Source organism: Marivirga sericea, assembly GCF_900177665.1.
In the GTDB taxonomy this organism is placed as follows: domain Bacteria; phylum Bacteroidota; class Bacteroidia; order Cytophagales; family Cyclobacteriaceae; genus Marivirga; species Marivirga sericea.
This window is the reverse complement of the sequence record NZ_FXAW01000004.1, coordinates 353,531-378,542: the sequence shown is the minus strand read 5'-3', so window position 1 is coordinate 378,542 and position 25,012 is coordinate 353,531. Positions and strand designations below refer to the sequence as shown.

Annotated in this window: 18 protein-coding genes; 6 read left to right on the top strand and 12 right to left on the bottom strand. The window is 36.4% G+C overall.

Annotated features, from left to right (window positions below; all coding sequences use genetic code 11):
- Window positions 1-79: 79 nt before the first annotated feature.
- Window positions 80-2,161, bottom strand: coding sequence for an alpha-ketoacid dehydrogenase subunit alpha/beta (locus tag B9Y84_RS11515; protein WP_085517370.1), 2,082 nt, complete (start codon window positions 2,159-2,161; stop codon window positions 80-82).
- A gap of 454 nt (window positions 2,162-2,615) precedes the next feature.
- On the opposite strand from B9Y84_RS11515, the gene B9Y84_RS11510 reads away from it, so the two are divergent.
- A complete protein-coding gene (locus B9Y84_RS11510) occupies window positions 2,616-3,953 on the top strand; it encodes a PhoH family protein (protein WP_085517368.1) in 1,338 nt (445 codons plus the stop codon).
- A gap of 72 nt (window positions 3,954-4,025) precedes the next feature.
- Here B9Y84_RS11510 and B9Y84_RS11505 read toward each other — a convergent pair whose 3' ends face one another.
- The 11 genes from B9Y84_RS11505 to B9Y84_RS11455 all read right to left on the bottom strand — a co-directional run bounded on the left by B9Y84_RS11505 (window position 4,026) and on the right by B9Y84_RS11455 (window position 16,451).
- Window positions 4,026-4,913: a transglutaminase-like domain-containing protein gene (locus B9Y84_RS11505; RefSeq protein ID WP_085517366.1), complete on the bottom strand. Its 888-nt coding sequence runs from the start codon at window positions 4,911-4,913 to the stop codon at window positions 4,026-4,028.
- A 52-nt stretch (window positions 4,914-4,965) separates the two neighbouring features.
- Complete coding sequence (locus B9Y84_RS11500; RefSeq protein WP_085517364.1) at window positions 4,966-5,322, bottom strand: hypothetical protein; 357 nt, start codon at window positions 5,320-5,322, stop codon at window positions 4,966-4,968.
- 131 nt (window positions 5,323-5,453) lie between these two features.
- The gene (locus tag B9Y84_RS11495) at window positions 5,454-6,893 is read right to left on the bottom strand and encodes a SusD/RagB family nutrient-binding outer membrane lipoprotein (RefSeq protein ID WP_245830853.1); all 1,440 of its coding nucleotides are present in this window, start codon (window positions 6,891-6,893) and stop codon (window positions 5,454-5,456) included.
- A 21-nt stretch (window positions 6,894-6,914) separates the two neighbouring features.
- Window positions 6,915-10,124, bottom strand: a complete 3,210-nt coding sequence (locus B9Y84_RS11490; RefSeq protein ID WP_085517360.1) for a SusC/RagA family TonB-linked outer membrane protein — start codon at window positions 10,122-10,124, stop codon at window positions 6,915-6,917.
- Window positions 10,125-10,156: 32 nt separating this feature from the next.
- Complete coding sequence (locus B9Y84_RS11485) at window positions 10,157-11,149, bottom strand: phosphotransferase (protein ID WP_085517358.1); 993 nt, start codon at window positions 11,147-11,149, stop codon at window positions 10,157-10,159.
- A 5-nt stretch (window positions 11,150-11,154) separates the two neighbouring features.
- Window positions 11,155-12,081, bottom strand: coding sequence for a nucleoside hydrolase (locus tag B9Y84_RS11480; RefSeq protein WP_085517356.1), 927 nt, complete (start codon window positions 12,079-12,081; stop codon window positions 11,155-11,157).
- Window positions 12,082-12,092: 11 nt separating this feature from the next.
- A complete protein-coding gene (locus B9Y84_RS11475) occupies window positions 12,093-12,833 on the bottom strand; it encodes an ABC transporter ATP-binding protein (protein WP_085517353.1) in 741 nt (246 codons plus the stop codon).
- Window positions 12,833-13,606, bottom strand: coding sequence for an ABC transporter permease (locus B9Y84_RS11470; protein ID WP_085517351.1), 774 nt, complete (start codon window positions 13,604-13,606; stop codon window positions 12,833-12,835). The genes B9Y84_RS11475 and B9Y84_RS11470 overlap by 1 nt, the downstream gene beginning before the upstream one ends.
- On the bottom strand, window positions 13,596-14,450 hold the full coding sequence (locus B9Y84_RS11465) for an ABC transporter permease subunit (RefSeq protein WP_085517349.1): 855 nt from the start codon (window positions 14,448-14,450) through the stop codon (window positions 13,596-13,598). Before B9Y84_RS11465 ends, B9Y84_RS11470 begins: the two co-directional genes overlap by 11 nt.
- The gene (locus B9Y84_RS11460; protein ID WP_085517346.1) at window positions 14,440-15,654 is read right to left on the bottom strand and encodes an ABC transporter substrate-binding protein; all 1,215 of its coding nucleotides are present in this window, start codon (window positions 15,652-15,654) and stop codon (window positions 14,440-14,442) included. The genes B9Y84_RS11465 and B9Y84_RS11460 overlap by 11 nt, the downstream gene beginning before the upstream one ends.
- Window positions 15,655-15,761: 107 nt before the next feature.
- Window positions 15,762-16,451, bottom strand: coding sequence for a DUF2064 domain-containing protein (locus tag B9Y84_RS11455; protein WP_085517344.1), 690 nt, complete (start codon window positions 16,449-16,451; stop codon window positions 15,762-15,764).
- Window positions 16,452-16,867: 416 nt separating this feature from the next.
- Between B9Y84_RS11455 and B9Y84_RS11450 the strand changes: the two genes are divergently transcribed.
- The 5 genes from B9Y84_RS11450 (at window position 16,868) to B9Y84_RS11430 (ending at window position 24,836) form a co-directional block, all read left to right on the top strand.
- Window positions 16,868-17,944: a fatty acid desaturase family protein gene (locus B9Y84_RS11450; RefSeq protein WP_085517342.1), complete on the top strand. Its 1,077-nt coding sequence runs from the start codon at window positions 16,868-16,870 to the stop codon at window positions 17,942-17,944.
- 103 nt (window positions 17,945-18,047) lie between these two features.
- Window positions 18,048-18,965, top strand: a complete 918-nt coding sequence (locus tag B9Y84_RS11445; protein ID WP_085517340.1) for a hypothetical protein — start codon at window positions 18,048-18,050, stop codon at window positions 18,963-18,965.
- Window positions 18,962-19,642, top strand: coding sequence for an ABC transporter ATP-binding protein (locus B9Y84_RS11440; RefSeq protein WP_085517337.1), 681 nt, complete (start codon window positions 18,962-18,964; stop codon window positions 19,640-19,642). The genes B9Y84_RS11445 and B9Y84_RS11440 overlap by 4 nt, the downstream gene beginning before the upstream one ends.
- An 83-nt stretch (window positions 19,643-19,725) precedes the next feature.
- On the top strand, window positions 19,726-20,100 hold the full coding sequence (locus B9Y84_RS11435) for a peptidase associated/transthyretin-like domain-containing protein (protein ID WP_085517335.1): 375 nt from the start codon (window positions 19,726-19,728) through the stop codon (window positions 20,098-20,100).
- Between the two features lie 317 nt (window positions 20,101-20,417).
- Window positions 20,418-24,836 carry an Ig-like domain-containing protein gene (locus tag B9Y84_RS11430; protein WP_085517332.1) on the top strand — a complete coding sequence of 1,473 codons (4,419 nt, stop codon included), beginning with the start codon at window positions 20,418-20,420 and terminating at the stop codon, window positions 24,834-24,836.
- The last annotated feature ends 176 nt before the right edge of the window (window positions 24,837-25,012 follow it).

Below are 25,012 nucleotides of genomic sequence, written 5' to 3'. Positions count from 1 at the left end.
ATATGTATGATTTCCTCTATAATCTTACCTCAGCCTAAACTGTATTCTGTGCATCTTCCCCCCTTTGGGGGTTAGGGGGCTAATACCCCAACAAATCACCAATCTCTTTCTCTACCTTCTCAGCATTTGGCAACATTGCTTTCTCCCATTCAACATTCAAGCCGATAGCCGGCAAATTCAGGGCACCGTAGGATTTAACAGGAGCATCCAGATATTCGAAGCAATGTTGATTTAATCTACCTGCCAAAGATTCCGCAAAAGAATTTAATAAAGGCTCTTCAGTTAAAACTAAGGCACGACCATGCTTTTCAACACTTGCTTTTACCGTTTCCCAATCCAATGGATTTAGAGTCCTTAAATCAACAATTTCTACTTGACCTTTAAAATTCTCTGAAGCTGCTTTTGCCCAATATATCCCCATTCCATAGGTAATAATGGTCATACTTTCTCCACTGTCAATTTTATCCTGATCAGCTTCCTGTTCAATTCTAGCTTTACCTAAAGGAATAATGTAATCGTCATCCGGTTCATGGTTTTTTGCACCGTCAGTTCCGGGAACCTTAGACCAATACAAGCCTTTATGCTCCAGCATAATTACTGGATTCGGATCATGAAAAGCTGCTTTCATTAAGCCTTTCATATCTGCAGCATTGGATGGATAAACTACTTTAATTCCTCTTATAGTTAATAAAGTAGATTCAATAGAACCTGAATGATATGGTCCACCACCACCATAAGCACCAATAGGAACTCTAATTAGAGATTGGATAGGGAATTTCCCGTTTGACAAATAGCATGATTTTGACAATTCTTCAACTAGTTGGTTCATACCCGGCCAAATGTAGTCTGCAAATTGGATTTCGACTATTGGTTTTGCACCCACAACTGACATACCTGCCGTACTTCCAATGATATAAGCTTCTTGTATAGGAGTATTGAAAACGCGGCCATCACCATATTTCTTGGCTAGGTTTGCAGCCTCTCTAAAAACACCACCTAAGGTACCACCAACATCTTGGCCATAGAATAATGCCTCGGGATTATTTTGTAAAATATCATCTACAGCATGTAAAGCAGCATCGACCATTACTGATTTTTCAGCCCCTTTTGGTTTTCTCTGTCCTTTTTCCTCAGTTATGGGCGTTTCTGCAAATTCATGTAATTCCACATCGCTTGCATCAACATCCTCGGCATCTAAAGCTTTTTGATAGGCTTCATCTGCAGTTTTTATAGCCTCTTTTTCTAATTTCTTTAATTCTTCTTCTGAGAAATCGTGCTTTAGTAGGTATTTATGAAATTTAGGGATTGGATCACCCAAGGCATGCATTTCTAAATCTTCCTCACCTCTATACCACTCTTTTCTCACTCCAGAAGTATGATGACCTAAAAGTGGGCAATTTGCATGCAGTAAAACTGGGCCTTTACGATTCCGGACATATTTAATCGCTTCTCCCATTTTATTAAACGAATCCTCAAAATCGGTTCCATTAGCTTGCATTCTTTTCAACCCCTTAAAACCAGCGGCATACTCATAAGCATCCATAGCGCGCATTTCTTTACCAGTGGCGGATATGCCCCAGTCATTATCTTGTACTAAATATATGATGGGTAAATTCTTAAGTACAGCCATCTGGAATGCTTCTGCCACTTCTCCTTCTGTTACAGATCCATCTCCCAAAGAACAAACGACCACTGGTTTTTCTCCATCACTTCCTAAACCATGCTCTTCTTTAAATTTCAGGCCGTGCGCCATTCCTGTGGCAGGAATTACTTGCATTCCCGTTGCAGAACTTTGGTGCGGAATGGTCGGCATTCCTTCTCTTTTTAAGGAAGGGTGATTGTAGTATGAGCGTCCACCTGAAAAGGGGTCATCTTTTTTGGCCATTAGTTGAAGCATTAATTCATAAGGTTCCATGCCAATTCCTAATAGAATACTTTCATCTCTGTAATAGGGTGCTAAGTAATCGATAGCTTTTAGCTGCATAGATGCAGCCAACTGTATGGCTTCATGTCCGCGTGAAGTACTATGTACATATTTTGAGGCAATGGCTTTATTTTCATCGTAAATTTCAGCCATCCGTTTGGCGGTATGCATCAGGCGGTATGCCTTTTCTAAAATCTCGTTTGATATATTGGTTTTCTTAGCCGTCTTAACACTCATGCTCTAAATCTATTTTCGTTTCCTGAAGTCAAAAATACAGAATTCTTTGTTTTTCCTACCGATTGTTAGGTAGTTATTTTGATATACGGAGTGAACTTTACTTTGGGTACTGATTTTGTTGCTTATTTTTATTTTAACTGCATTCATTGATTGATGATAGGCTATATATTCTCCTGTGAAGAGGCTAAATGGGTTCAAACCGATCAAATTCTTGTTTTATTGAAGCAGGGTTTCGACTTAAATATTTAACGATGAATCAACTGAATTGAAGGTAATGCTTATTGCTTTTTTGGAGGGTTTGATTTTTGAAGATTACTACAATATTATTTCTTTTCTTATAGCCGATTGATTATCTGTCACTTATATATTTTTTAAATATTTACCCGCTTAGTTTTAGTTGACAATCCCGAATATTTTTTAAATTGATTCTATAAACCGATCAACTTTAACATATATGGCGAAGGCGAAGAAAGAAAAGAAAGTATTTGTACTCGATACCTCAGTTATTATTTATTCTCACGACTCTATCATGAATTTTGCCGAACATGATGTGGCAATTCCCATTACAGTTCTAGAAGAACTTGACCAGTTCAAGAAAGGAAATGATACCAAGAATTTTGAAGCAAGAGAGTTCATTAGAATGATCGATAAATTGGCTGATGGCCGATCTCTAAGCGAATGGATTCCTTTAAATGGAAAATCTAAAGGTGTTTTTAAAGTCTTGATGCCTAATAAACAGACAGTCGAATCAGATAACATTTTCTTGGAAGATATACCCGATCATAAAATTTTGGGCAGTGCGGTTCAACTCCAAAAAGAATTGAAAGATAAAACCGTCATTTTAGTCACCAAAGATATCAACCTCAGGTTAAAAGCTAAAAGTTGTGGATTGCGTTCAGAAGACTATCAAACTGGAAAGGTGAAGAATGTTAGCGATTTGCATTCAGGTAAGAAGCAGATAGAAACCGTTTCATCTGAAACGATTAATCAACTCTATGATAGTTACCACTGTGATGTAGCTGACATATTGGGTAAGAAAAAGCCCATGAATAATACCTTCTACATCCTAAAGAGCAATAAAAATTCTGCTTTAGGGTATTATAATTCGATTACGAACCAGATTGATAAAGTAGAAAAAAAAGCTGCCTATGGCATTATGCCCAAAAATGCAGAACAAGCTTTTGCGATCCATGCATTAATGAATCCTAAAATTAAGTTAATGACTTTACAGGGAGTTGCTGGAACAGGAAAAACTTTAATTGCTTTGGCCTCTGCATTAGAACAACGTAAAGATTTTAAACAGATATTCTTAGCTCGTCCAATTGTTCCACTGTCGAACAAAGATATTGGATATTTACCTGGGGATATAAAATCGAAATTGAATCCGTACATGGAGCCGCTTTGGGATAATCTTAAATTTATTCAGCATCAGTTTCAAGAACATGAGCGAGAGTTTTTGAATATCACGGATATGGTAAATAAAGAGAAACTTACTATTCAGCCTTTAGCTTATATTAGAGGAAGAAGTTTATCCAATATCTATTTTATAGTGGATGAAGCACAGAACCTTACTCCGCATGAGGTGAAAACCATTATCACAAGGGCAGGAGAGAACACTAAAATTGTCTTTACTGGGGATGTCAATCAAATAGATACTCCTTATTTAGATTCTCAATCCAATGGACTGAGTTATTTAATTGATAGAGTCAAAGGACATGAATTATATGCGCATGTTACACTCGAAAAAGGGGAACGGTCAGAATTGGCTAATTTGGCTAATGATGTTTTATGAAAAGATCCTAGAAACTAGAACATAGATAATAGACGAATAAGTCTTGTTATTGATTTTTGCAACATCACGCCCTTATAGTTCCGGATAAAAATCACTTAAGGAATGTGTATAATAAGAGGTATTGAGCCTAAATATTTTTTGAAAATAAGCAGGTTGTTCAGCTCCTTTAGGATATAAAGTCAAGCTTTTTTTATTTCCTACGATCCGATCCCAGATACCTATACCTCCTTGATTTAAATTCACAGTGAAGTAATAGAGGTAAGGGCTAACCCATTCTATGTAATCTTCCTTAGTTGTTGTTTGGTTAGGATTAATAAGATCGAAATATAAACCGTTCTTAATCCTATATTGTAATTCGACTGCATTTAACGGAGCACCATCTAAGGTTGGGATTACCCCGAATTGAGGATCAAAATACATCCATTTTTTAATGTCTTGTATATAAACTTCATTCACTACATGTCCACCCCCAGATTGAACATCGCTAATGTCTTTCGTCATTAGACCTAATCCTCTCACTTTGAATCCTAAAGATGCAAGACACTGTTTTGCTACCGTACTATATTCCACGCATCTAAATCTTTCCCCTTTTTCTGCTTGCTCCAAGATATAGAGCGCATTATTTTCCTTCGGAGTATTGCAACAGTCATGTTCCCATCTGCTTTGCACCCAGCCTTGAATCGTTAATATTTTATCGAAATCAGTTTTAGCACCTTTTACAATGCTATCAAGTTTATACTTCTTTCTAAGTTCGTGGTAAAATGAATCAGCAGATCTATCTGAGTAGGTAATGTTGAAATTATTTGTGGGGATAGTATCAAATGATAGATCATAAATTGCTTGGCTCCTGCTTTCTTTTCCTAATGGAATAAGTGTCCCCAGCCGAGGAGATAAATAAAATGAAAAACAAATGAACGCTACTACTAAAACTAATAAGATTCGTAAAGATATTTTTAACATAATCAGGTCGCAGTTGATAGTTTAAAAATAAAACTACAATTTTATCGGTAAATTATTTCATAGCCAGATTCAATTTGTTCCTTATTAATTTTTTTAGAGAGCCTAAATCCTGCTGATCCAGCGTTTCTGCGGGAATCCAACTCTTAATATCATCACCTTCTTTAATGAAAATAGCGGGTAGCTGGTCTTTAAATCCGTACTGCTCCAACCACTCATCTTTATGCAAGAATGTTAGCGGAATATCCAATGTTTTTTTGAATTCAGCCCACTCTTCCCGGATTTTGAAAGTTCCATAGGTAATGTCACATAAACTGCAGGGATAGGTTTTAGGAGAAAATATTTTATGCATGATATCCATATACCCGTTCCATTTTCCTGAATTGGCATTGTAAACAAATATTAGTTCCATTTGATCAGATTTAAGAGTCAAGAATCAATATGTAAGAATAGTGACTTGTCAGATACAATAGTAGGTTCGTTACTATTATTATGTCCGACAAGCCCCATTATTAATTATTCAATTACTAATTATTAATTAAATTAATCACTTTCCCACCAACCTTTACTGTTAACAGTATTTCCACCAATTCTTTGTGCAGCCTCTTGAAAATTTTCGGCATTAGTAGCTTGTTCTGATTCAGGATATAGGTACCGTACAGGATATCTATCACCGTTTAAATTATCAGGACCCGCTTTCAAGTTAGGAATACCTGTTCTTCGCACATTAAACCATGCTTCATGTCCGTTATTGATCAGACTTAACCACTTTTGAGATAAGATTTTCACTAAATCATCTTCTGTATTTCCTGTTAAAGCTATGGAAGGTCTTGTAAAATAATCAGCGGGTAGATTTGCTCCCCAATAGTCAAAGCTTGCAGCCAATCCTTCTTGATAATAGCTATTGGCATCCCTTGAAATATAGCCTTTTAGAGCAGCTTCCGCTAAGGCAAACTGCAATTCGGCATACTGCATAATTTGGCCATCTACTCCATTGGGTACATCTCTAAATACTGAACCAAACAAGGAGATATTACTTAAATTAATACCTTTTTCGGCTATCGTTTCTCTGCTCTGTCCATTTAATAAACCATTATACTCTAGATTTCCATTCTGAACACTTTCTTCTGTTGGCTTATACAATATAGCAATGCGAGGATCATCCCATAAGGTTAGTATGGAATCTACCGTTTGCGTCATCCGATGCTCTTGATAAAGCCCTAAACCTGCTAATGACATGGGCCATTGATTAGGAGCTGATGAAAGATAAGGTACTACAGCATTGTCAGCATTTGATTGCATGAGATCTTCATTCGCCACTATTGATTGCAATTCACTAAAGTCGGTGATTTTATTACTGACCCTCAAAAAGTATCGAACTCTGAGAGAATTGGCAAACTTTACCCATTGATTCAGGTCATTATTGAACATCATATCACCTTGAATGCTGGAGTTTGTTGATTTTAAAGTTTCCACTGACTGAGCTAGCACTGCCAAAATACCCGTCTCGTTATCCATGTAAATACTTTCTTGGGTATCGTATCGGGGACTGAAATTCCCATCTAAAGCATTGATGGCATCTGTGTAAGGAACATCACCATACATATCCGTTAATTGTGAAAACAAATAGGATCTCATAATATCTCCCACTGCTTGATATGCTTCATTGGTGCCTTCGATTTCCTGCATAGACCGGATATCTGACAGCAGTCGGAAAATAGTATTCCAATACCCACTATTGGAGCCCATTTCGTAGCGATCAATTCTTTCAAATTCCACACTTGCAGAAAATTGAGCTAAGTAATTAGCCAATCTAAACCCTTGTTCGTATGTATTTCGATCTGCCGAAACCGAAATGATATTAGACAGCAAGAACTGCGGACTTACATTTTCAGGGAGATTCGGATTTTCATTTATTTCTTCAAAATTATCTGTACAAGCTGTCATTATTAACAGCATCAGTACGATTCCTATATTTTTCATAATTCTCATCATTGAAAGGACTTAAAAATTTGTTTTTAAACTGAAACCAAAGCTTCGGGTAGAAGGATAAGACATATCTTCCACTCCGTAAGTAATGCTGGTTTCTTGGAGAGCATTCAACTCAGGGTCGAAATGTGGATTTTCGGTAAATAACAATAAGTTACTACCGATGAACCCAATTTTTATATTCTGAAAACCTATTCGCTCAGCAAATGAATTACTTAAGGTGTAATACAAACTCAATTGTCTCAGCTTAATGTATGAAGCATCATATAAAGCACTGGCTTCATTTCCTCTGTCATAAAAATTATTATAAAATTGACTTGCAGGAACATTTACATTATTGGCCACATATACGGGGTTTTCATCGGTTCCCGTATTCATTACGCCATCACCAATAACGCCATTTTCTCTTCCTTCCAATGTTTCTTGCAAAACACCTGAAGTACTTCCCAATGCTTTTGTCCTAGAAACAATAGTGCCTCCTTGGCGCCAATCCCATAACATGGAGAATACAAAATTTTTGTAAGTGACTTGATTATTCCATCCAAACATGAAATCGGGATTGTAATTACCTAATAATCTTAAATTTCCATCTTGAACGGGTAAGCCATTTTCGTATAGCGTCTCACCTTCAATTTCTACAAAGCCAGTTCCGTACATATCACCAACTCGGCCATTTTCTCTCGCTATATAAAAAACGGAATTAGAACCTCCTGATCCACCGAATACATTGGCAACTCCGGTCACGTACTGACTGACACCTTCTGGAAGTTCCGTTACAATGCTATTGTAAGTGTTAAAGTTGACGGAGCTAGTCCATTTGAAATCTGATTTATTAATAATTCTTCCACTTACTAATACTTCTAATCCACGTGTTCGTACTTCCCCACCATTTTCATTTTTATTTTGGAAACCAGAGGCATTAGAAACCGGTCGCGATATGATTTGGTTGATACTAGTATTTTGATAGCCAGCTATATCAATCTGTAATCGATCATTGAAAAGTCGGATTTCCGTACCTGCTTCTAGGGCATTTAAGCGTTCGGGTTTCAAGTCAGGATTTTTCAGCAAAGTTTCGTTTGTCACCCTGAACAAAGAGCCATAATTTTGATTGAAAACATAGGTTTGCCGAGTCTGATAAGGATCTGTATCATTCCCCACACTGGCAGCACTTAATCTCACATTAGCAAAAGAAATATTGTCAGCCGTCTCCATCAATCCATCCAAAACAAAACTCAAACCTGCTGAATAATAAGCAAAATCATCAGGTAGGGTACTGCTCCAGTCATTTCTAGCGGTCAAATCTAAATATACTTTAGATTGATAGCTTATATTTCCTATTCCGTAGATGCTGTTGATCCTCTTATTGAACTCCTGACTATTTCCTTGTAAAGGCGTTCTGGAATTCGCTAAGGAATAAATTCCTGGCAAAGCTAGTTGTGTTGCCTGAGAATATGCATAGGAAATTTGCTGGTCAAAGCGATTCGCTCCTCCTGATATGGAATATTTGAAATCATTATTGATTTGATCACGATAAGTCAATAAAATATCAGTATTCATTTCACTGTAGACTACATTGTCTTCTCTGTAACTACCAAATGGATTTCGATTGGTACTCACTGCCCTTCTGAATTCTCTTTCATCATTGTAGCGATCTATACCCGAGCGCAAGCTTAAACTGAGCTTATCGGTAATGTCATAATTCACTGATGCATTTCCTAAAAGCCTGTTTTTATTGAAGCTATTGGTATTTTCAAAAAGCGTTAAATAAGGATTGGTCAGCCACAGATAATTAAAGTCATAATGTTGGGTACCTTCTTGTCCGGCTTGCCAATAATCGCGCATAGAGGCGATGTTGCAGTTCCTTCCCGTCCAATTAAATCCATACATTGGATTTTCGTATCCGTAGCCTAAGTTCGGACGGTTTTCGCTTCTGGAATTGATATAATTCACATAGGAATTAATGCTGATTCGATTGGTCAGCTGTTGGTCCAGACTTAATGATATTCCATCTCTATCTAAACCAGTATTCGGTAAAGTGCCCTCATTTCTCAAATTACTATATGCTAATCTGATTCTGCTTTTTTCGCTCGATGAGTGAACTGCAATATTCTGCTGAGAGGTGATTCCTGTTTCAAAGAAATTGCGAACATTGTCAGGTCTTGATACCCAAGGAGTAGCGGTAATGTCAGTAAAAGTACCGTCAGCTCTTCTTCTGGCATTTACATCACCGGCTCGTACAGGGTTTCCATTAACATCTGCAGATGGACTGTCGAATTGTGGAATCATTAGGCCAATGTCTAATCTAGGACCATAACTACTGATGCCGCCATCGTTTATTCCAGCACCGATTCCATTCTGAAATGCATATTCTCCATTTGAACCACCACCGTATTCATTTTGATAATCAGGTAGTGTTAAAAGCGTTTCAAAAGTTAGTAGACTGCTGGTACTAACACCAAATCCTTGTTTTCTTTCTCCTCTTTTGGTGGTAATGAGCACCACACCATTTGCAGCTCTTGCACCGTATAATGCAGCAGAACCAGCACCTTTCAAAATAGAAATGGAAGCGATATCATCAGGGTTTATTTCCGCAGCACCATTCCCGTAATCTACTTCTTGCAGTGCACCGTCATTTACTAAATCACTGGTTATTTGTCTATTACTAATGGGCACGCCATCCACCACAAAAAGGGGCTCATTTCTACCACTTAGTGAGTTTTCTCCTCTAATAATGATCCTTGAAGAGGAACCTACACCTGAGGAGCCATTGGTAATTTGGACACCAGCCACCTGACCTGCCAAGCTATTGACGACATTGGTAAGGGGAACATCACTTAATGCTCGGCTATCAACTTGGGTTACAGACGAGCCAAGCGATTGTTTTTCACGCTCAATGCCCAAAGCCGTGACCACTACTTCATCCAATTGTTCCAAATCTTCAGTCAGCTTGATTTCAGGAGGCATAGATCCATTATTGATTTCTACCTTAAAATCTTTAAAACCTAAGGATTGAATGCTTAAAGTGAAATTTTCAGATGGAGTTTTTAGTTTAAAACTTCCGTCACTTAAGGTAACAGAAAATCTCTCGGTTCCCATTTCGTTAACAACTGCTCCTGGAATGGGCTCTCCTTTTGAGTCAATGACTACAGATGAATAGGTTTTGCTATCTTGAGCCGATAAATTAAAGCTCAGTAAATAGCATAAAATAAGTATTAATTTCTTCATTTTAATTTGGGTTGAATCGATTACTTTAAATCTTAGTATTTTGTGAGCATCATGACGCCTCTTTCTACTAAAGCCTTTCTTTCTTCTAGTGTTTGATTGATAGGTAGTTGTGCAAGACCTAATATGCGCCTCATCATCTCTACAGCCATAAATTTCATCATTAACACATCATCAAATGGTGCTTTTTCCTTATAGAAATCCATTGCTTTTTGAATAATAGGATAGGGTTGCTGCGCTAAATACAAATGCGCCATGCATACGCCTATTTCAAATTCTTTAGGGCCGAAAAAACAAAATTCCGGATCGATAATTTTTAAGCCTGATTTTGTATTGAGCCAACTTCCCAGAAAGTAATCGCCATGAAGTAAATGCTTGCCATCAGATAAATATTGGTCACCTAGGTGCTTTAGTGCCAGCTGAAGCGCTTCATTGTAGATAATATCCTGCTTAACGGCTTCCAAACCGGGCATCACATCATCTAGATTCATTCCATTGTCTTTCATGAATGGGAATTTGAAGATATGCTCGTGATTAAGTTTTCTCATCTCATTATTATGGATGATTTTTGAGCATGTTTCGGTAGTAAAATGGGTGTGCAAATCGGCTATGAAATGCATGATTTCTTTGAGCTCGGTTTCCGACAAATTTTTACCTTCCTGATATAAAAAAGTATAGTCACTACTCTCGCCCAAATCTTCCATGAGGATGATATGATTTTCTTCATCCACTGCGAGAATTTCCGGAGTCCTACTGCTTAAATCAGGGTTCTTTTTAATGATTTCATAGAATTCTGCTTCTCTCAGAACCCGTTCTGCCGGAGCAGGAACTTGAGGGAATTTCTCCACAAAATCACGACTTTGTTTTATGATGAAAGTGCGGTTATTTGAAGTTCTGCATCTAAGCGTGAAGTTCATATTTCCCTCACCAGGTTTTTCAACTGATACTACTTTTTCGTTATCGTCTAACCATTTTTGATCTTGTAAATAGGTATTGATGGTTTCTAATTGATTATCAAGTTTAATCATTGTGCTTAGCTTTTTTTGATTAAAGATTCCATTAATTTTTCATGGTAGTCTGATACCACATCGTGGCAGTATTTTACAGGAAATGTTCCTTCATTGCCACAGAGAAGATAATTCTTAAATACCTCCTTATTATTGTCTTTGACAGTATCGTCCGGATGAATTTCTAATTGTGCCTTTAGATCTTCGCTGATAATATCTTCAGGAGCAATTATGTAGTGGCTAGCCAAAACATCGAATGGATTAAAACCAGTGGCTCCTTGATTGATCCATTGTGCTAACCATGGCTGAGAATGCTCTGCCAGCCACTTATTTCCGGCCTCGCCATTATCCAGTTTTTTTAAATCATCAGCGCCAATCCACACTTTGCTTGAGATTTCAAATGGGCATAGAGTGACTGCTATACCTGCTTCAAACATGATGTTGAATGCCTGGTTGTCTAGATCGAAATTCAAATCCCTTGCGTGATTTCCTTGATTCCCAATTTTAAAATAGTCAGTAGGTTTCCTTCTGCCAGCCACTAAAACCACTTCTCTGATTTGGGTTTTCAATTCAGGATATTTCAATAGGAGTAGTCCTACGTTAGTAGCGGGACCTATGGCTAAAATAGTCAATTGAGTTTCTTTTAGTGCACTAGCCAAAGCTTCTACCGCATCATTTGTTTCTACTTTGCTTAAGTCGATGGCTGAACCTGCTCCTTTGTAAACGGGGATTTGATTTTTTGCATGTTTTGTGCTCATTTCCTGGCAAAGGCGGTAAGCGTCATCGATTTTCGTATTACCGAAAACAGCACTTATCCCCATTATTTCAACATTGTCTGCTTTGAATAATTGCAATAAAGCATATCCATCATCCACATCGCAATAACCTTCTCTGATATGTCTTTTCATGCCTACAGAGAGGTCAGTATCTATCCAAATATTTTTCGTTTCCATTTAGTATTGGTTTAAATTATGTTTTGTCCTTTTGGGATTAGATTTTCCCAAAAACCGATTTCGTTTTGCACACCAGTTGATGGGTCTGCTATAAATTCTTCTTTGTTTTTATATAATTTTAGTTTTCCACTTTGCATAAAGGCGATTTCATCTCCCATCAGAATTGCTTCTTTCAAATCATGGGTGACAAATAGTGAAGTGATTTTAAATTTGTGGGCAATGTCCTTAAATAACTGTTGCATTCTTTGTCGAGTGCCGGCATCCAGGCTACCGAAAGGCTCATCTAATAAAAGCAAAGCAGGGTTGATAATAATAGCTCTTCCAAAGGAAACTCGTTGTCTTTGGCCCCCTGAAAGCTGATGAGGCATTTTTTGGCCTTGATCTTCCAATTCCAAAAGCTCCAGCATTTCTTTTACCTTGCTTTGAATATGTGCTTCTTTTTGCTTTTTGATACGAAGACCAAAAGCAATATTTTCAAATACATTTAAATGTGGAAATAGTAAATCTTCTTGATAGAGATAAACGATGTTTCGCTTTTCAGCTTCCAATTCGCTGATATCATTCCCATCCAAAATTATATTACCACTATCTGCTTTAAGCAAACCCCCAATTATTTTCAGCATGCTGGTTTTTCCACAACCTGATTTACCCAATATACTAAGCGTTTTATGTGGAGCTAGCGAAAAATTCAGATCCTTTACGATCTGCTCTTTTCCAAAGCTTTTGTTGATATATTGGATTTCTAAAAACATCAGGTCAGTTTATTGAACACATATTTTTTGTTGATATACATCAGCACTAAAGGCGGTAAAATCAATAAGCAAGAGCTTAAAGCACCATAGAAGTAATTGGCCTCGCGGATGAATAAAAATACTTTGATAGTTAGTGTTTGTACTTTGCCAACTCCTATCACAGATGTTAAGCCATATTCAAACCAAGAAATGAGAAAAGTCTGAAAGAAGCAGACCAACAGCATTCCTTTGGCAAGCGGCAATAAAACTTTTGTAAAGCTGGACAATCGATTTCCACCTAAGGTAGAGACCAAATCTTCCATATTTTTCGTCTTTTCTCCCCAGAAACTGTTGAAGAAAATCAAGGCATAAGGAAAGCTGATCATGAACTGAGCTACAATGACGCCCGTCATTTGTCCAAAAATCCCCAGTTTCAAAAAGAAGTAACTCAAGCATGCTCCAAAAACAACTGGTGAAATGATATAGGGGAAATAACTTAAAAGTGTTAATGTATTCTTCTTGGGATGATAAGCGATATTTCGGCTAATGACAAAGCCACTTAAGGTAGCGGTAAAACCTACCGAAACAGAAATGATGACTGATTGAAAAAAACTCCGCAATAAGCCTGTTTCTGAAATCAATAAGGCCTTCCAGTTTTTTAAACCGAAATAGTCAGGCATCACCTGTGGGAATGACCAATCTGCAGAAAGGGACAACCATAGCAGATACACAAAAGGAAAGAGGATCAGCAATACCATGATGGATAAGAAAAATGGCTTTAGACTAATACGCATTATTTCTCAATTTTTTTCGTGAAAAAATGAATACAGTCGCTGACATGATGACCACGGTGTAGAGCACTGCCATTACATACCCTTCTGATATTTTCGTTAAGTCAAATTGCTTTAATTCCCTTAAAATTAGAACCGATAGCATCTGTGGAGATTCTTGTCCCAAAATGAGTGGCACTTCATAAGCTCCTAATAAGAAGATGAAATAAAGGACAATCAGAACCCAAGACTTTTTCAGCATAATCGGCAAGCTGACTTTAAGGGCAATTTGTTTTTTATTTGCACCCAATGCTCTGGATAATTGGCTTAATTCTTCTATTCTTTCATCTTTATAAATATTTAAATAGAGCAGGATGAAGAAAGGAGTGAGTAAACTGATGAAGGTAATGATGATGCCAATAGCCCAGTTGTCATTCACTAAATCAGGAAACTGTTGTGCAGTTTCAATCCAATTCAGTTGATAGCTTAATCTTGCAAAAAAACCAGATTGAGCGAAAAGCTGATAGGTGAAAAATGCTGAAACAATACCCGGAACTGCCAATGGCATGTAAATAATAAAGGATAAGTATTTGTTACCGAAGCTTTCTCGGTATTTCAGAACAATCCAAAGCGCCAGGCTTACCGAAAGAATCACGCCAATTAAAGCAATGACACTGCTGTAAATGAATGAAACCCCAAGGGTGGAGGAGGTGAAAACTTCTTTCCAGAACTTTAGCGTAAAACCTTCATTAACTATCCCGATTACCCCGAATGAATAAAGCAGGGCGTAGCCAAATGCAAGTGTAAAAGGTAGCACTGCAAATACCACAAATAGAATAAACCCGATATGTTTCTCTTTATTTTTCAAGGACGTAGGTTCTAAAATCTTCGTAAATGTTGAGCATATATTCTGGTGCAGGCTCTTTAATGGCATTTTCCGATAATTCGTCTAAAGAAGGACCATATTGCCTTGCAGTAATCTTTTCAAATTGGGTTTTGTACTCTGCTGGAAGTTTTGAAATATCTAATACAGGATTGGCATTCATTCCTGAAGGCTCTGCTCTTTTTAATTGAGCTTCCGGTGAAATTAAGAAGTTGATTACCTGCATAGCTCCAGCTGTATTGGTCGCGTTATAGGTGATGCCTAAATAGTTAGAATTTAGTACCGTGCCGTTTTCCCAGGCATAGCCTTTAGTACTTTTAGGGAATAATCCTTGTAATACTTTATCCTCAATTCCTCCTTCACTAAAACCATAGGAAAGTAGAATTTCTCCAGAGGAAAACATCTGATCCATTTTGCTGTGTTCTTTAGGAAAGGTTTGTCCTTCTTTCCAAAAATATTTACTATTTCGATTGATGTAATCCCATAGTTGTGCTGAAAGCGTATCATATTTTTGTTGATCAAATTCACCATCCAATCCATCAGGGCTTCCACTCATTTCAGCCATGAAGCATTTTAACAAGGTCATGCCTGAGAAATCATTGGATATAGTGAAAGTGCCAGGATTTACTTTTACAAATGTTTCTAGTTCAGCGAGTGTCTTAGGTGGGTCAGGGGTCTTACTAGAATCATAAACAAAAGCAAATTGATTGATCCCCCATGGGCATTCCATCCCGTTTATTTCTTGCTGAAAATCTATTCCTATAAATGGATTATTAAGGTCAATATATTGTGAATTAGGAAGTTTCTCTGTGAATGGACCCCAAAGTCCTTCTATTTTTCTAAGTTGGAAGAATGTTTCTCCATTAATCCAAACCATATCTACTTGTCCCTTCTCAGAACCAGCTTGTTTTTCACCCATCATCAATTGCACGATTTCAGGACCCTGACCACTACTAATATTCAGCGTGATATTATATTTCTTCTTTAAAGTAGGCTTCACATAGTTGTTGATGTAATCATTGACAATAGGACTTCCTTGCCACATCATAAAGTTGACGGTGGTGCTGCTTGCTTCCTCCTTAATTTCACTCCATGAAGCATTTTTCCAATCTTGTAACTCTTCTGAGCTTTCACAGCTGGAAAAGAATATAGCAATAAGGGACAGCAAAAGGCACGAATATTTTCGCATAGTAATTTTGTAATAGTCGTTTAAAGAAGAAGTATGAAAGGAGACATTTAATTAATCGTGAAAATTATGTCATTCTCGCGCAAATGTCTCTAAATAATGAGAAAGTCTTATTTAATTGGGGGTGCTCTTAAAGGAGAATCTTTGAAAATGTAGAAATCGTGCGTTACTATTTGAAATTCAATCGCCACGACCTTGAAAGGCTTCAAGAGTTGAAATAGTAATTGTCTAAATTTATCAATTGACTTTTTTACATTGGATAGTAGGCGGATATCGTGAGAAGAATTAATATCTCTATATTGATTTAACTCCACTAATTTGGTAGAAACTTCACAGAGTAGTGAAAGCTCTTGATAGAGTGTGTTTTTTTGCCAACTTAGTGCTTCGAATTGGCCTTTATCAAAGTATTTTTTCTGAATACCAATTAAATAAGCTCCTCCTCTGGTGTCAGGACCTAAAACTGTTTTTCCTTTGGACAGATTTACGGAGATTTGCCTCCAATTGATATTTTCTAGGTCAGGACAATCATTTCCAACGGAAATCACTTGTTCATAACCCATATCAAAAACCTCTTGATAGGCATTGGCTATTCTTTCCCCAAAATTGTTTCCTTTTTGATTTTTTTCATGAAAATGGTAGAAAGGAATACCGGATTTTTGAACGGCACTTTCCGCTTTATTGATTAATAGAGAAGCTGCATAGCTATTTTTTATCTTTTCTTTAAACCAAGACTTGTATTTTGCTTCACCAGCTGAGGTTCTGCTGAAGAATATGAGCGCTATGTTCTTATTATTTCCCAATTGATGACAATATTACTTCTAAAGTTTGAAATGTTCTGTCACATCTACGACTTTTCAGCAATCTTGGATTTAATCATTCTTTCATAAGGGTAAAACATGAGATAATTACAATTGTTTCAAGTCAACCATGGAGTTAAGTTATCAAAGATTAAAAGCTTTGGCAATTTTAATTTAGCAGCTAGGATTTTATTTTTATACAATTGAAAGTATTGGGATATGTTTAAATATTCATGCTTAAAATTTGGTGTTTGTTTAAATAATGTAGAGGTTTCCAAAGAAATTACTGAACAAATTGATTTATTTTTCCACATTTGTCGATTTATTTGTTAATTTCTATGAGTACTTATGAATTACTTCTAATTTTATGAACGAAACATTAGATTTGCTCGTTTAGCAAGTCAATTATTGAATTAACTATGCAAGAAGTATCAGCAACAAAAATCACTGACAACAACTTTTTCCCAACACTGAAAAAGAAGGTTGACGCCTATTTCAAACAAAACGATTTGAAAACCTGGGGTAACAGCAAACTTTACACTAAAGCCACTATTTTATTGGTTTCTTTTGCTACCCTTTACAGCTTAATTGTATTTGTAAGCATGCCAGTATGGCTCTCTATTACTTTGTGTGCAGTATTTGGATTAAACTTGGCCGCTATTGGTTTTAATGTAATGCATGATGGTGCTCACGGAAGTTTTTCAAATAATAAGCACGTAAATTACATGATGGGACTAACACTGAACCTGATGGGTGGTGTAGTATTCATCTGGAAAAATAAACATAATAAGAATCACCACTCCTTTACTAATATTGAGGGAATGGATGATGATATTAATATCGGACCTTTCATTAGAGTATCAACTCATCAAAAGAAAAGATGGTATCATAAATTTCAACATGTTTATGCTTATCCCTTATATGCTACTTCTTATGCATTTTGGGTTTTCTTCCAAGACTTTAAGAAGTATTTCACAAGAAAAGTGGCTAATACAGAGTTAGCTAAAATGAGCGCTCAAGAACATATCATTTTTTGGGCTACTAAATTAGCGTATATCACGACATTCTTTGTGTTGCCTATCTTGATGAAGGGTGCTTTAGCAACTCTTCTAGGATATTTAATAGTGTCAGTAGTAACAGGATGGACAATTGGAGTAGTGTTCCAATTGGCACATGTAGTGGAATCAACTGATTTCCATGATGCCCCAGTAGAAGGAGAAAAAATCATTCCGACAGAGTGGGCTATTCACCAAATCAGAACGACCGCCAATTTCGGTACAAAAAGCAAAGTTTTAAATTGGTATACAGGCGGTTTGAATTTCCAAGTTGAACACCACTTATTCCCAAGAATTAGCCATGTGCACTACCCGGCAATCAATAAGTTAGTGAAAGAAACTTGTGAGCAATTCAATATTGCTTATAATGAATTTCCATCTATGATGGCCGCTATGGGTTCACATACAAGACATTTAAAATTAATTGGGCAAACAGCTTAATTAATAAATATCATTTTATTAAAAGCAACAGATCGAAAGATTTGTTGCTTTTTTTGTTTTTAACAACAGGGGGATTCAATGCGACTAAATTGGTGAACTATCAATGAAAGTATATTTTCAAATACAGTGGAAAATAATAAATAGGCATATAAAAGAGGCTGATTTGAATGTTTTATTGGCTTGGGTTTTAGCCTCAATATCTTTCATAGGGCTTTCTATTATTTTATTTTCTCAATACGAGTATGCTAAATATTTGTATGTTGTATTACCACTATTCTTTTCAATCAGGATAGGAGACTCTAAAAGGAATACATTTTTGAAAATTTGTTATGGAGTCCGAAAGTTTCGTTTACTTAGACTTTTTGAGAGTTTATTCATTTCTATTCCTTTTTTAACAATTCTGGTGATAAACCAGTCCTTCTTGGTTTCTTCAGTACTAGTAGTAATTATTTCAACATTGACATTATTTGAAAGGAGATCGAATTTTCGGTTTATAGTACCAACCCCATTTCAAAAACTTCCATTTGAATTCATAATAGGTTTCCGAAGATCATTTTTAGCTGTAGCTATAATTTATGCTATCACAATTATTTCAATTAAGGTTGATAATTTTAATCTGGGTTTATTTTCAATTGGCTTAAGTTTTTTATGCACATTAAGCTATTATTCTTTTATGGAAGATAAAGTTTATGTATGGTCACATATTAAAAAGCCAAGAGGATTTTTATTAAAGAAGATTAGAGTTGCCGCCTTCTGTAATAGTATACTTTATTTGCCTTTGATTGGATTGCTATCCTTTTTCTTTTATGAAAATATTCATCAACTCTTAATTCTATATGGACTAGGGTTGTTTTTTATAGTAGCTATTATTTTCATGAAATATTCTGCTTTTCCTAAGCAAGCTGGCTTAAGAGAAAGCATTGTTCTATCTGTGACATTTTATTTTCCACCAATAGTACTCATAACATTTTTATATTTCTATTTTCAATCTCTAAGAAGTTTAAGTAAAGTTTTAAAATGATAAAAGTAAGTAATCTGTCTAAGTCATATGGTTCAAATGAGGTTTTAAATGATATCAACATTGAATTGAGCAGTGGAAAAATTTTTGGCTTTGTGGGTGAGAATGGTAGTGGTAAAACCACTCTGTTTAAATGCATAGCGGGATTAGAAGATTATATCGGAACCATTGATTCGGATTACAAACCATTAAAGAATCATTTAGGACTTTTATTGACTGAGCCTTACTTTTTACCAAAGCTAACAGCCAGAGAATATATAATTTTAATGTGTGATGCTAGAGGGAAAAAACATAATGATATAGATAAGAAAAATATTTTTGAACTTCCCTTGGACAAGTATGCTGCTGAATATTCAACTGGAATGAAGAAAAAATTGGCTATTTTCGCTATACTCTTACAAGGAAACAGTTATTTCATTTTGGATGAGCCATATAATGGAGTTGACATTCAAAGTAATATCATGATTTCAGAATTGATCAAAAACCTTAAAAATTTGGGGAAAACGGTATTAGTTTCTTCTCATATTATTTCAGGTTTAACGGATCTTTGTGATAAGATATTTTTATTGAATGATGGTCAGATTAGGAAGGATTTCAGTAGGGATAATTTTCACTTAATCAATAAAGAAATGCTAAAGGATAATTTTACTAGTAAAATCAATTTATTAGACTTGGAGTAATCTAAATTTAGATTATATCAATTTCATTGAGTAGATAACAATTTGACTTATTGAAACGTAATACAACCCAAAGATCAAAAACTATGAAAAAATTAACATTTGCATTAAGCTTATTAGTATTATCGGCTTTTATGTTCTTTCAGTTTACTCCTAAGGATGAAAATTCTCAATTGTTTAAGACCAATTTAAGAATTACCATACAAGATGATTTAGGAAACATCCAAGAAGGAGCGACTGTAACGCTTTATGGTAGCAATGAAGATTACAGAAAAAGTGAAAACCCTGTAATGGATTCTCAAATTACAGACGATAAAGGAAGAGTTACTTTTAAGGATTTAGATCCGAAAGTATATCACGTTCATGCTGAAAAAGGTAAAATGAATAATAATAATTTAGGTGTTCAAACCGATACATTGGTAGCGAAAAAATTGAATAAAGTAGCGATTGTGATTCAGTAGTTGACCTAGATTTTTGTGAGTTAATTGAATAGCTGAAGAGATGTATTATCATCTCTTCAGCTTTTTTGTTTTCAAGCCTTATAGTTTTTCTACACATTAAAGCGCATACTTACATCTAGCCTAAATCACTGATACAAAGTAATTTAATTAAACAAATGCTTTTTCAACATTATTGGACTGCAAATACCTGTCGCTCATCTATGTAAACACATCCATAATCGAATGTATGACACTATTGATAGCATAGATTGATTATTTCGCTAATTTTCTACTATAATTTTTCTAATTGTATTAATACTTATTTAAAGATTACATATATGAAATCAAGAATTTTACTCTGTATTTTATTCCTGTTGTCAGGAAATTTATTGCTGGGTCAGACTTACAATCAGTTAGGGTCTAACATCAATGGTGTAGCATCCGATAATTTAGGCGGTAATGTTTCCATTAGCTCTGATGGAAATATTATGGCCATAGGTTCACCAGGTCATATAGCTAATACCAATGACTTATCTACTGGTCAGGTCAAAGTGTTCGAACTTGTAAATAACGACTGGGTTCAAAAAGGTCCTTCATTAGTGGGTGAAGTGGCTAATGATAGTTATGGTTCAGGACTTGATATTAGTGATGATGGTAATATTTTGGTGATAGGTGCACCCAATAGTGATGGAAATGGCGGAGCATCTTCTTTTACAGGCAGAATATACATATACGAATGGAGCGGTAGCGACTGGTCTTTACTGCAAACTTTGAATGGAGCATCTGGGGAAAACTTCGGTTCTTCTATTAGTGTTTCTTCTGATGGCAGTTTCTTAGCCGCTGGCGCACCAAATGCTAATGGTGGAGGATCTGTAAGAGGAGCAGTAAGAGTTTATCAAAGAGCTGCTAGTACATGGAATCAAGTAGGTAATGATGTGAATGGAAGCCAAGATTCTGAAAGCGCTGGAAGATCAGTTAGTTTAAAAGTGACAGGTACCGACAAAGTATTAGCCGTTGGTGGGCCTGGCTACTCTTCAGTGCCAGGTAATTTCGATGAAGCAGGTGTAGTGAGAATTTATAGAGAATCTGCTGGAAGCTGGGGAAATGCCTGGACAGGGTCTGAGACAATAATAGGAACTTTGAATTCAGCATGGGGGGGATCAGTAGATTTTTCTGATAACGGTTCGAGACTAGCTGTAGGTGCACCGAATGGATTGTTAGCAGGTGATCCAAACTATGTTGAGGTATATGAATTCAATGCTTCCTCTACTCCAAAATGGCAAGTATTGGGTAGCAGAATTAATTCTAACCATACTAATGGTGATTTCGGTAAAAATGTAGGGGTCTCAGGAGATGGTTCTCATCTTGTTGTTGGCGCTCCCGCTTCAGCAGGAACAGGAAAAGAAAACGGCTATACCAAGTTATTTAAATTTGAGTCTTCTGCCTGGACAGAGTTAGACTCTATACCTGGAGCAGCTGCTAATGATGAATTTGGTTCTTCTGTGGCGATCAATGCAGACGGAAGTCAATATTCAGTAGGTGCTCAAGGAAATGACACTGGTGGAGATGCGGCCGGTCAAGTACAAGTTTATGAACTCTTTGTTCCTGATGTGATCGCTCCAACAGTTACTATATCTTCAAGTGCGGGTGCAATCACCAATACGAACCCTCTAAACATTACCATTACTTTCAGCGAAGAAGTAACTGGTTTTGAAGCAGCAGATATCAGCGTGGCCAATGCCACAGTGGGAGCCCTCAACACTACAGATGATATTGTGTATACTGCGGATATTACGTTTCCAGCAGATGGGGAGTATTCTATATCGGTAGCGGCAAGTGCCCTGACTGATGTAGCTGGCAATAACAACGAAGCTTCCAATACCTTAGCGATAGAATATGATAATACTGATCCTGTAGTGACTATCAATGAACAAATAGTGACCACCACTGGCCCTATTACGTTAACAGGTACTATTGTGGAAACTAATTTGGACAGCTTATTCGTAACGGTTGGATCTACCGAGTATCCAGTCGCTGAGGAAAATATTACGGGGGAATCTTGGTCATTTACAATTAATAGTTTAGAAGTAGGAATTTATGATTTATCTGCTAGGGCAGTTGATTCGGCCAGAAATGAAGCTACTGCCAGTATAGCTAAAGCCTTAATTTATGATGTAACAAAGCCAATAGTGTCAATTGAAGGTTTAGGGGAAGTCATTTTTGATGATTCAGTCAAAATAACTATAAGGTTCAGTGAAGGTGTTTCCGACTTTGAGACATCGGATATTCAACTTACTAAACTAACAAAATCAAGCCTTACTTTGATTGATAGCATAAGTGCTTCTGTAATGGTAAAAGTAGATGACGGAGTACAGGAAGGGGACAGTGTTTCCATAACTATTGCTGACAATGCTGTTAATGACATCGCAGGCTTAGGGAATGCAGCTATTACTATTTCAGCTGCCTATTCGAAGCCTTATAGCGGAGGATTGGGAACAGAAGACAATCCATTCTTGATATCAAATGTAGAGGATTACATTTTCTTTACTCAGCGCAGTCAGGATTGGGATAGTTTTTTCCTACAAACGCAGGATATTGACTTTGAGAATACTTCTATAGGTAGAATCGGGACCTTCAATGGTAAATATAATGGAGGTGGCAATACCTTAATGAACTATAATATTAATTATGATGCAATGGATGAATCTCTATTAAGTACTGGATTGATAGAGACGATAGGTGCGCTTGGAGAAGTTACCAATTTAAAAATAGTAAATAATTTCGAATTCAACGAATTATCGTTTGGAGAAAATTCTGTCAGTACTGTAGGTTTTTGTATCCTGGCTAAGCAAAATTTTGGATTGGTAAAAGGCCTTTCTTATCAAGGTGATATTATAACCAATGGTGTACTTTTTAAAACTGTCGATTATAGAGGATTAATTGAGTCATTAAATGGTTCAGGTAGGATTGAGGATACTTACATGAACTTGAATGTCAATTTAAAGACCAGAGGTTTTGAGTCTATAGTCACTGCTTCAGGTTTAGTGTATGAAGTTAAGGCAGATGCTTCTGTAGTTAATTGTACTGTAGAAGGTTCAATTAATATTGAGCAAAATGCCAATCTCCAAAATAAAGCTCAATTAGGGGGTCTTGTTTTTTTAAACTCAGGGCTAGTTTTGAATAGTAGAACAAATTTGAATCTTCGAGCAAAGTGTGAAGAAGGTGATGCTGACATAGGAGGAATTGTTTACAGAAACAACCCTACAGGCCAGATTTCTATGTCTCGTGCTTCCGGTACACTAGTAGCCGATGGCGGGGAGAGCGGCTCTTCCATATTTTCTCCTGATGATGAATATCCAGGAGGCATAGCAAAAGCTAATGCAGGTACTATAGAAAAATGCTACTTTACTGGGAGTATGGATGGCGACTATTCTTCAGGGTTGGTTTATAGTAACACTGGAATAGTGAATGAATCCTTTGTGATTGGGTCATTGTCTGGTCTATATAATACTGTATTTGGTTCTATGAATTCTGGAAGTATTAGTAATTGTTATTCTTGGGCATCAGTAGAGGCATCATTTGGTGGTGGTCTAGTACTTACGAATGATGAAGGTACCATTTCGAATAGCTATAAGAGATCTAATAGACTAATTTCAGATTTTGAAATAACACTGAATGGAAATATTTCAAATACATTTTGGCTATCAGAAACTGGTGAAGAAGCTAGTCAAAGCGGTATAGAGCCTAAAACAGAGGCGGAATTAAAAACGATCGCTACCTTCGAAGATGCTGGATGGGATATTTCTTCAAATGAGAATTCTATTTGGCGTTATTATCCGTTTGCTTACCCTGTTCATAACTGGACTTTACAGCAAAATGATTCAATTACATTAGCAGGAACCGTGGTTATAAATGATAGCAATGATCCTTTAGGAAATGAAAAGGTGACCGTTACTTCTTTAATTGGCGGGAATGTAGTAAATTATTCAACAACTCTAAATGCTTCTGGAGAATTTTCTATTAAGGTTCCATCAGGCCTTCATCTGGTATCTATTCAATCAAATGATTACCAAAAAACTTATTATGGTAATACAAATAATCTCTTTAAAGCACTCTCGGTATCGTTTAACCTTTCTAATATGAGGATCCAAATGATACCAATTGGGGCAAATCTACTTACAGGTAATGGGAAACTTACCGGAAGAGTGGTGCGTAATGTTGATGGAAATGACAGAATTTTAACTGGTCGTTACTTAGATGGGGAAGGTATTGCAGATTTAGGAGTTTCCCTAATTCGTGTGTCTGATGGTCAATTGATGGTTACTGTTAGCACAGATACAAATGGAAACTATGAAATTGAAGGTATACCTGCTGGTGAATATGAGGTACAATTGTCTGTAATAGGTAAAGAGGTAAATTTAGAAGGATCGACATTCACAATGGACGAAGAGGGTACGCCAGTGATTATATCTGCAGCAGTGAATGAGGACGGAATTATCTTCGGTGTTGAAGATATACTAGGAATAGACAATAAAATCGAAGTATCAGTTTATCCAAATCCAGTACGCGATTTTGTAAATGTTCAAATTCCAGGTAAAGCCGTTGCCAGAATTATTGACGTGAATGGTACGGTGCTAAAGGAAGAAAGCTTCACAGATAATTTGAAACTTAACATCAGTGCCCTTCATAGCAATATGTATTTCTTAGAAATATCTAATGCTAAGGGAAAAGCCATGAAAAAATTGGTGAAGATGTAAATAGTAAGCAAATACATAAATAGATAAAGTAAAGAAGCAGCTCAATTGAAGCTGCTTTTTTCGTTTATTGCACTTATGATAATGCACTTGCAGTATTCAAGTAAATTAAAATTTGCTATGGGCAATGCAGTGGTTTTTGAGCATTAAAAGCTGTCAGGTTTTACTCAATTCGCTGA

Excerpts from the sequence above, each read along its gene's own strand:
- B9Y84_RS11505 (WP_085517366.1), bottom strand. The coding sequence starts at position 4,913 with ATGTTAAAAATATCTTTACGAATCTTATTAGTTTTAGTAGTAGCGTTC.
- B9Y84_RS11435 (WP_085517335.1), top strand. The coding sequence starts at position 19,726 with ATGAAAAAATTAACATTTGCATTAAGCTTATTAGTATTATCGGCTTTT.
- B9Y84_RS11490 (WP_085517360.1), bottom strand. The coding sequence starts at position 10,124 with ATGAAGAAATTAATACTTATTTTATGCTATTTACTGAGCTTTAATTTA.
- B9Y84_RS11480 (WP_085517356.1), bottom strand. The coding sequence starts at position 12,081 with ATGGAAACGAAAAATATTTGGATAGATACTGACCTCTCTGTAGGCATG.
- B9Y84_RS11500 (WP_085517364.1), bottom strand. The coding sequence starts at position 5,322 with ATGGAACTAATATTTGTTTACAATGCCAATTCAGGAAAATGGAACGGG.
- B9Y84_RS11485 (WP_085517358.1), bottom strand. The coding sequence starts at position 11,149 with ATGATTAAACTTGATAATCAATTAGAAACCATCAATACCTATTTACAA.
- B9Y84_RS11445 (WP_085517340.1), top strand. The coding sequence starts at position 18,048 with ATGAAAGTATATTTTCAAATACAGTGGAAAATAATAAATAGGCATATA.
- B9Y84_RS11460 (WP_085517346.1), bottom strand. The coding sequence starts at position 15,654 with ATGCGAAAATATTCGTGCCTTTTGCTGTCCCTTATTGCTATATTCTTT.
- B9Y84_RS11495 (WP_245830853.1), bottom strand. The coding sequence starts at position 6,893 with ATGAAAAATATAGGAATCGTACTGATGCTGTTAATAATGACAGCTTGT.
- B9Y84_RS11515 (WP_085517370.1), bottom strand. The coding sequence starts at position 2,161 with ATGAGTGTTAAGACGGCTAAGAAAACCAATATATCAAACGAGATTTTA.
- B9Y84_RS11440 (WP_085517337.1), top strand. The coding sequence starts at position 18,962 with ATGATAAAAGTAAGTAATCTGTCTAAGTCATATGGTTCAAATGAGGTT.
- B9Y84_RS11470 (WP_085517351.1), bottom strand. The coding sequence starts at position 13,606 with ATGCGTATTAGTCTAAAGCCATTTTTCTTATCCATCATGGTATTGCTG.
- B9Y84_RS11430 (WP_085517332.1), top strand. The coding sequence starts at position 20,418 with ATGAAATCAAGAATTTTACTCTGTATTTTATTCCTGTTGTCAGGAAAT.
- B9Y84_RS11510 (WP_085517368.1), top strand. The coding sequence starts at position 2,616 with ATGGCGAAGGCGAAGAAAGAAAAGAAAGTATTTGTACTCGATACCTCA.
- B9Y84_RS11450 (WP_085517342.1), top strand. The coding sequence starts at position 16,868 with ATGCAAGAAGTATCAGCAACAAAAATCACTGACAACAACTTTTTCCCA.
- B9Y84_RS11475 (WP_085517353.1), bottom strand. The coding sequence starts at position 12,833 with ATGTTTTTAGAAATCCAATATATCAACAAAAGCTTTGGAAAAGAGCAG.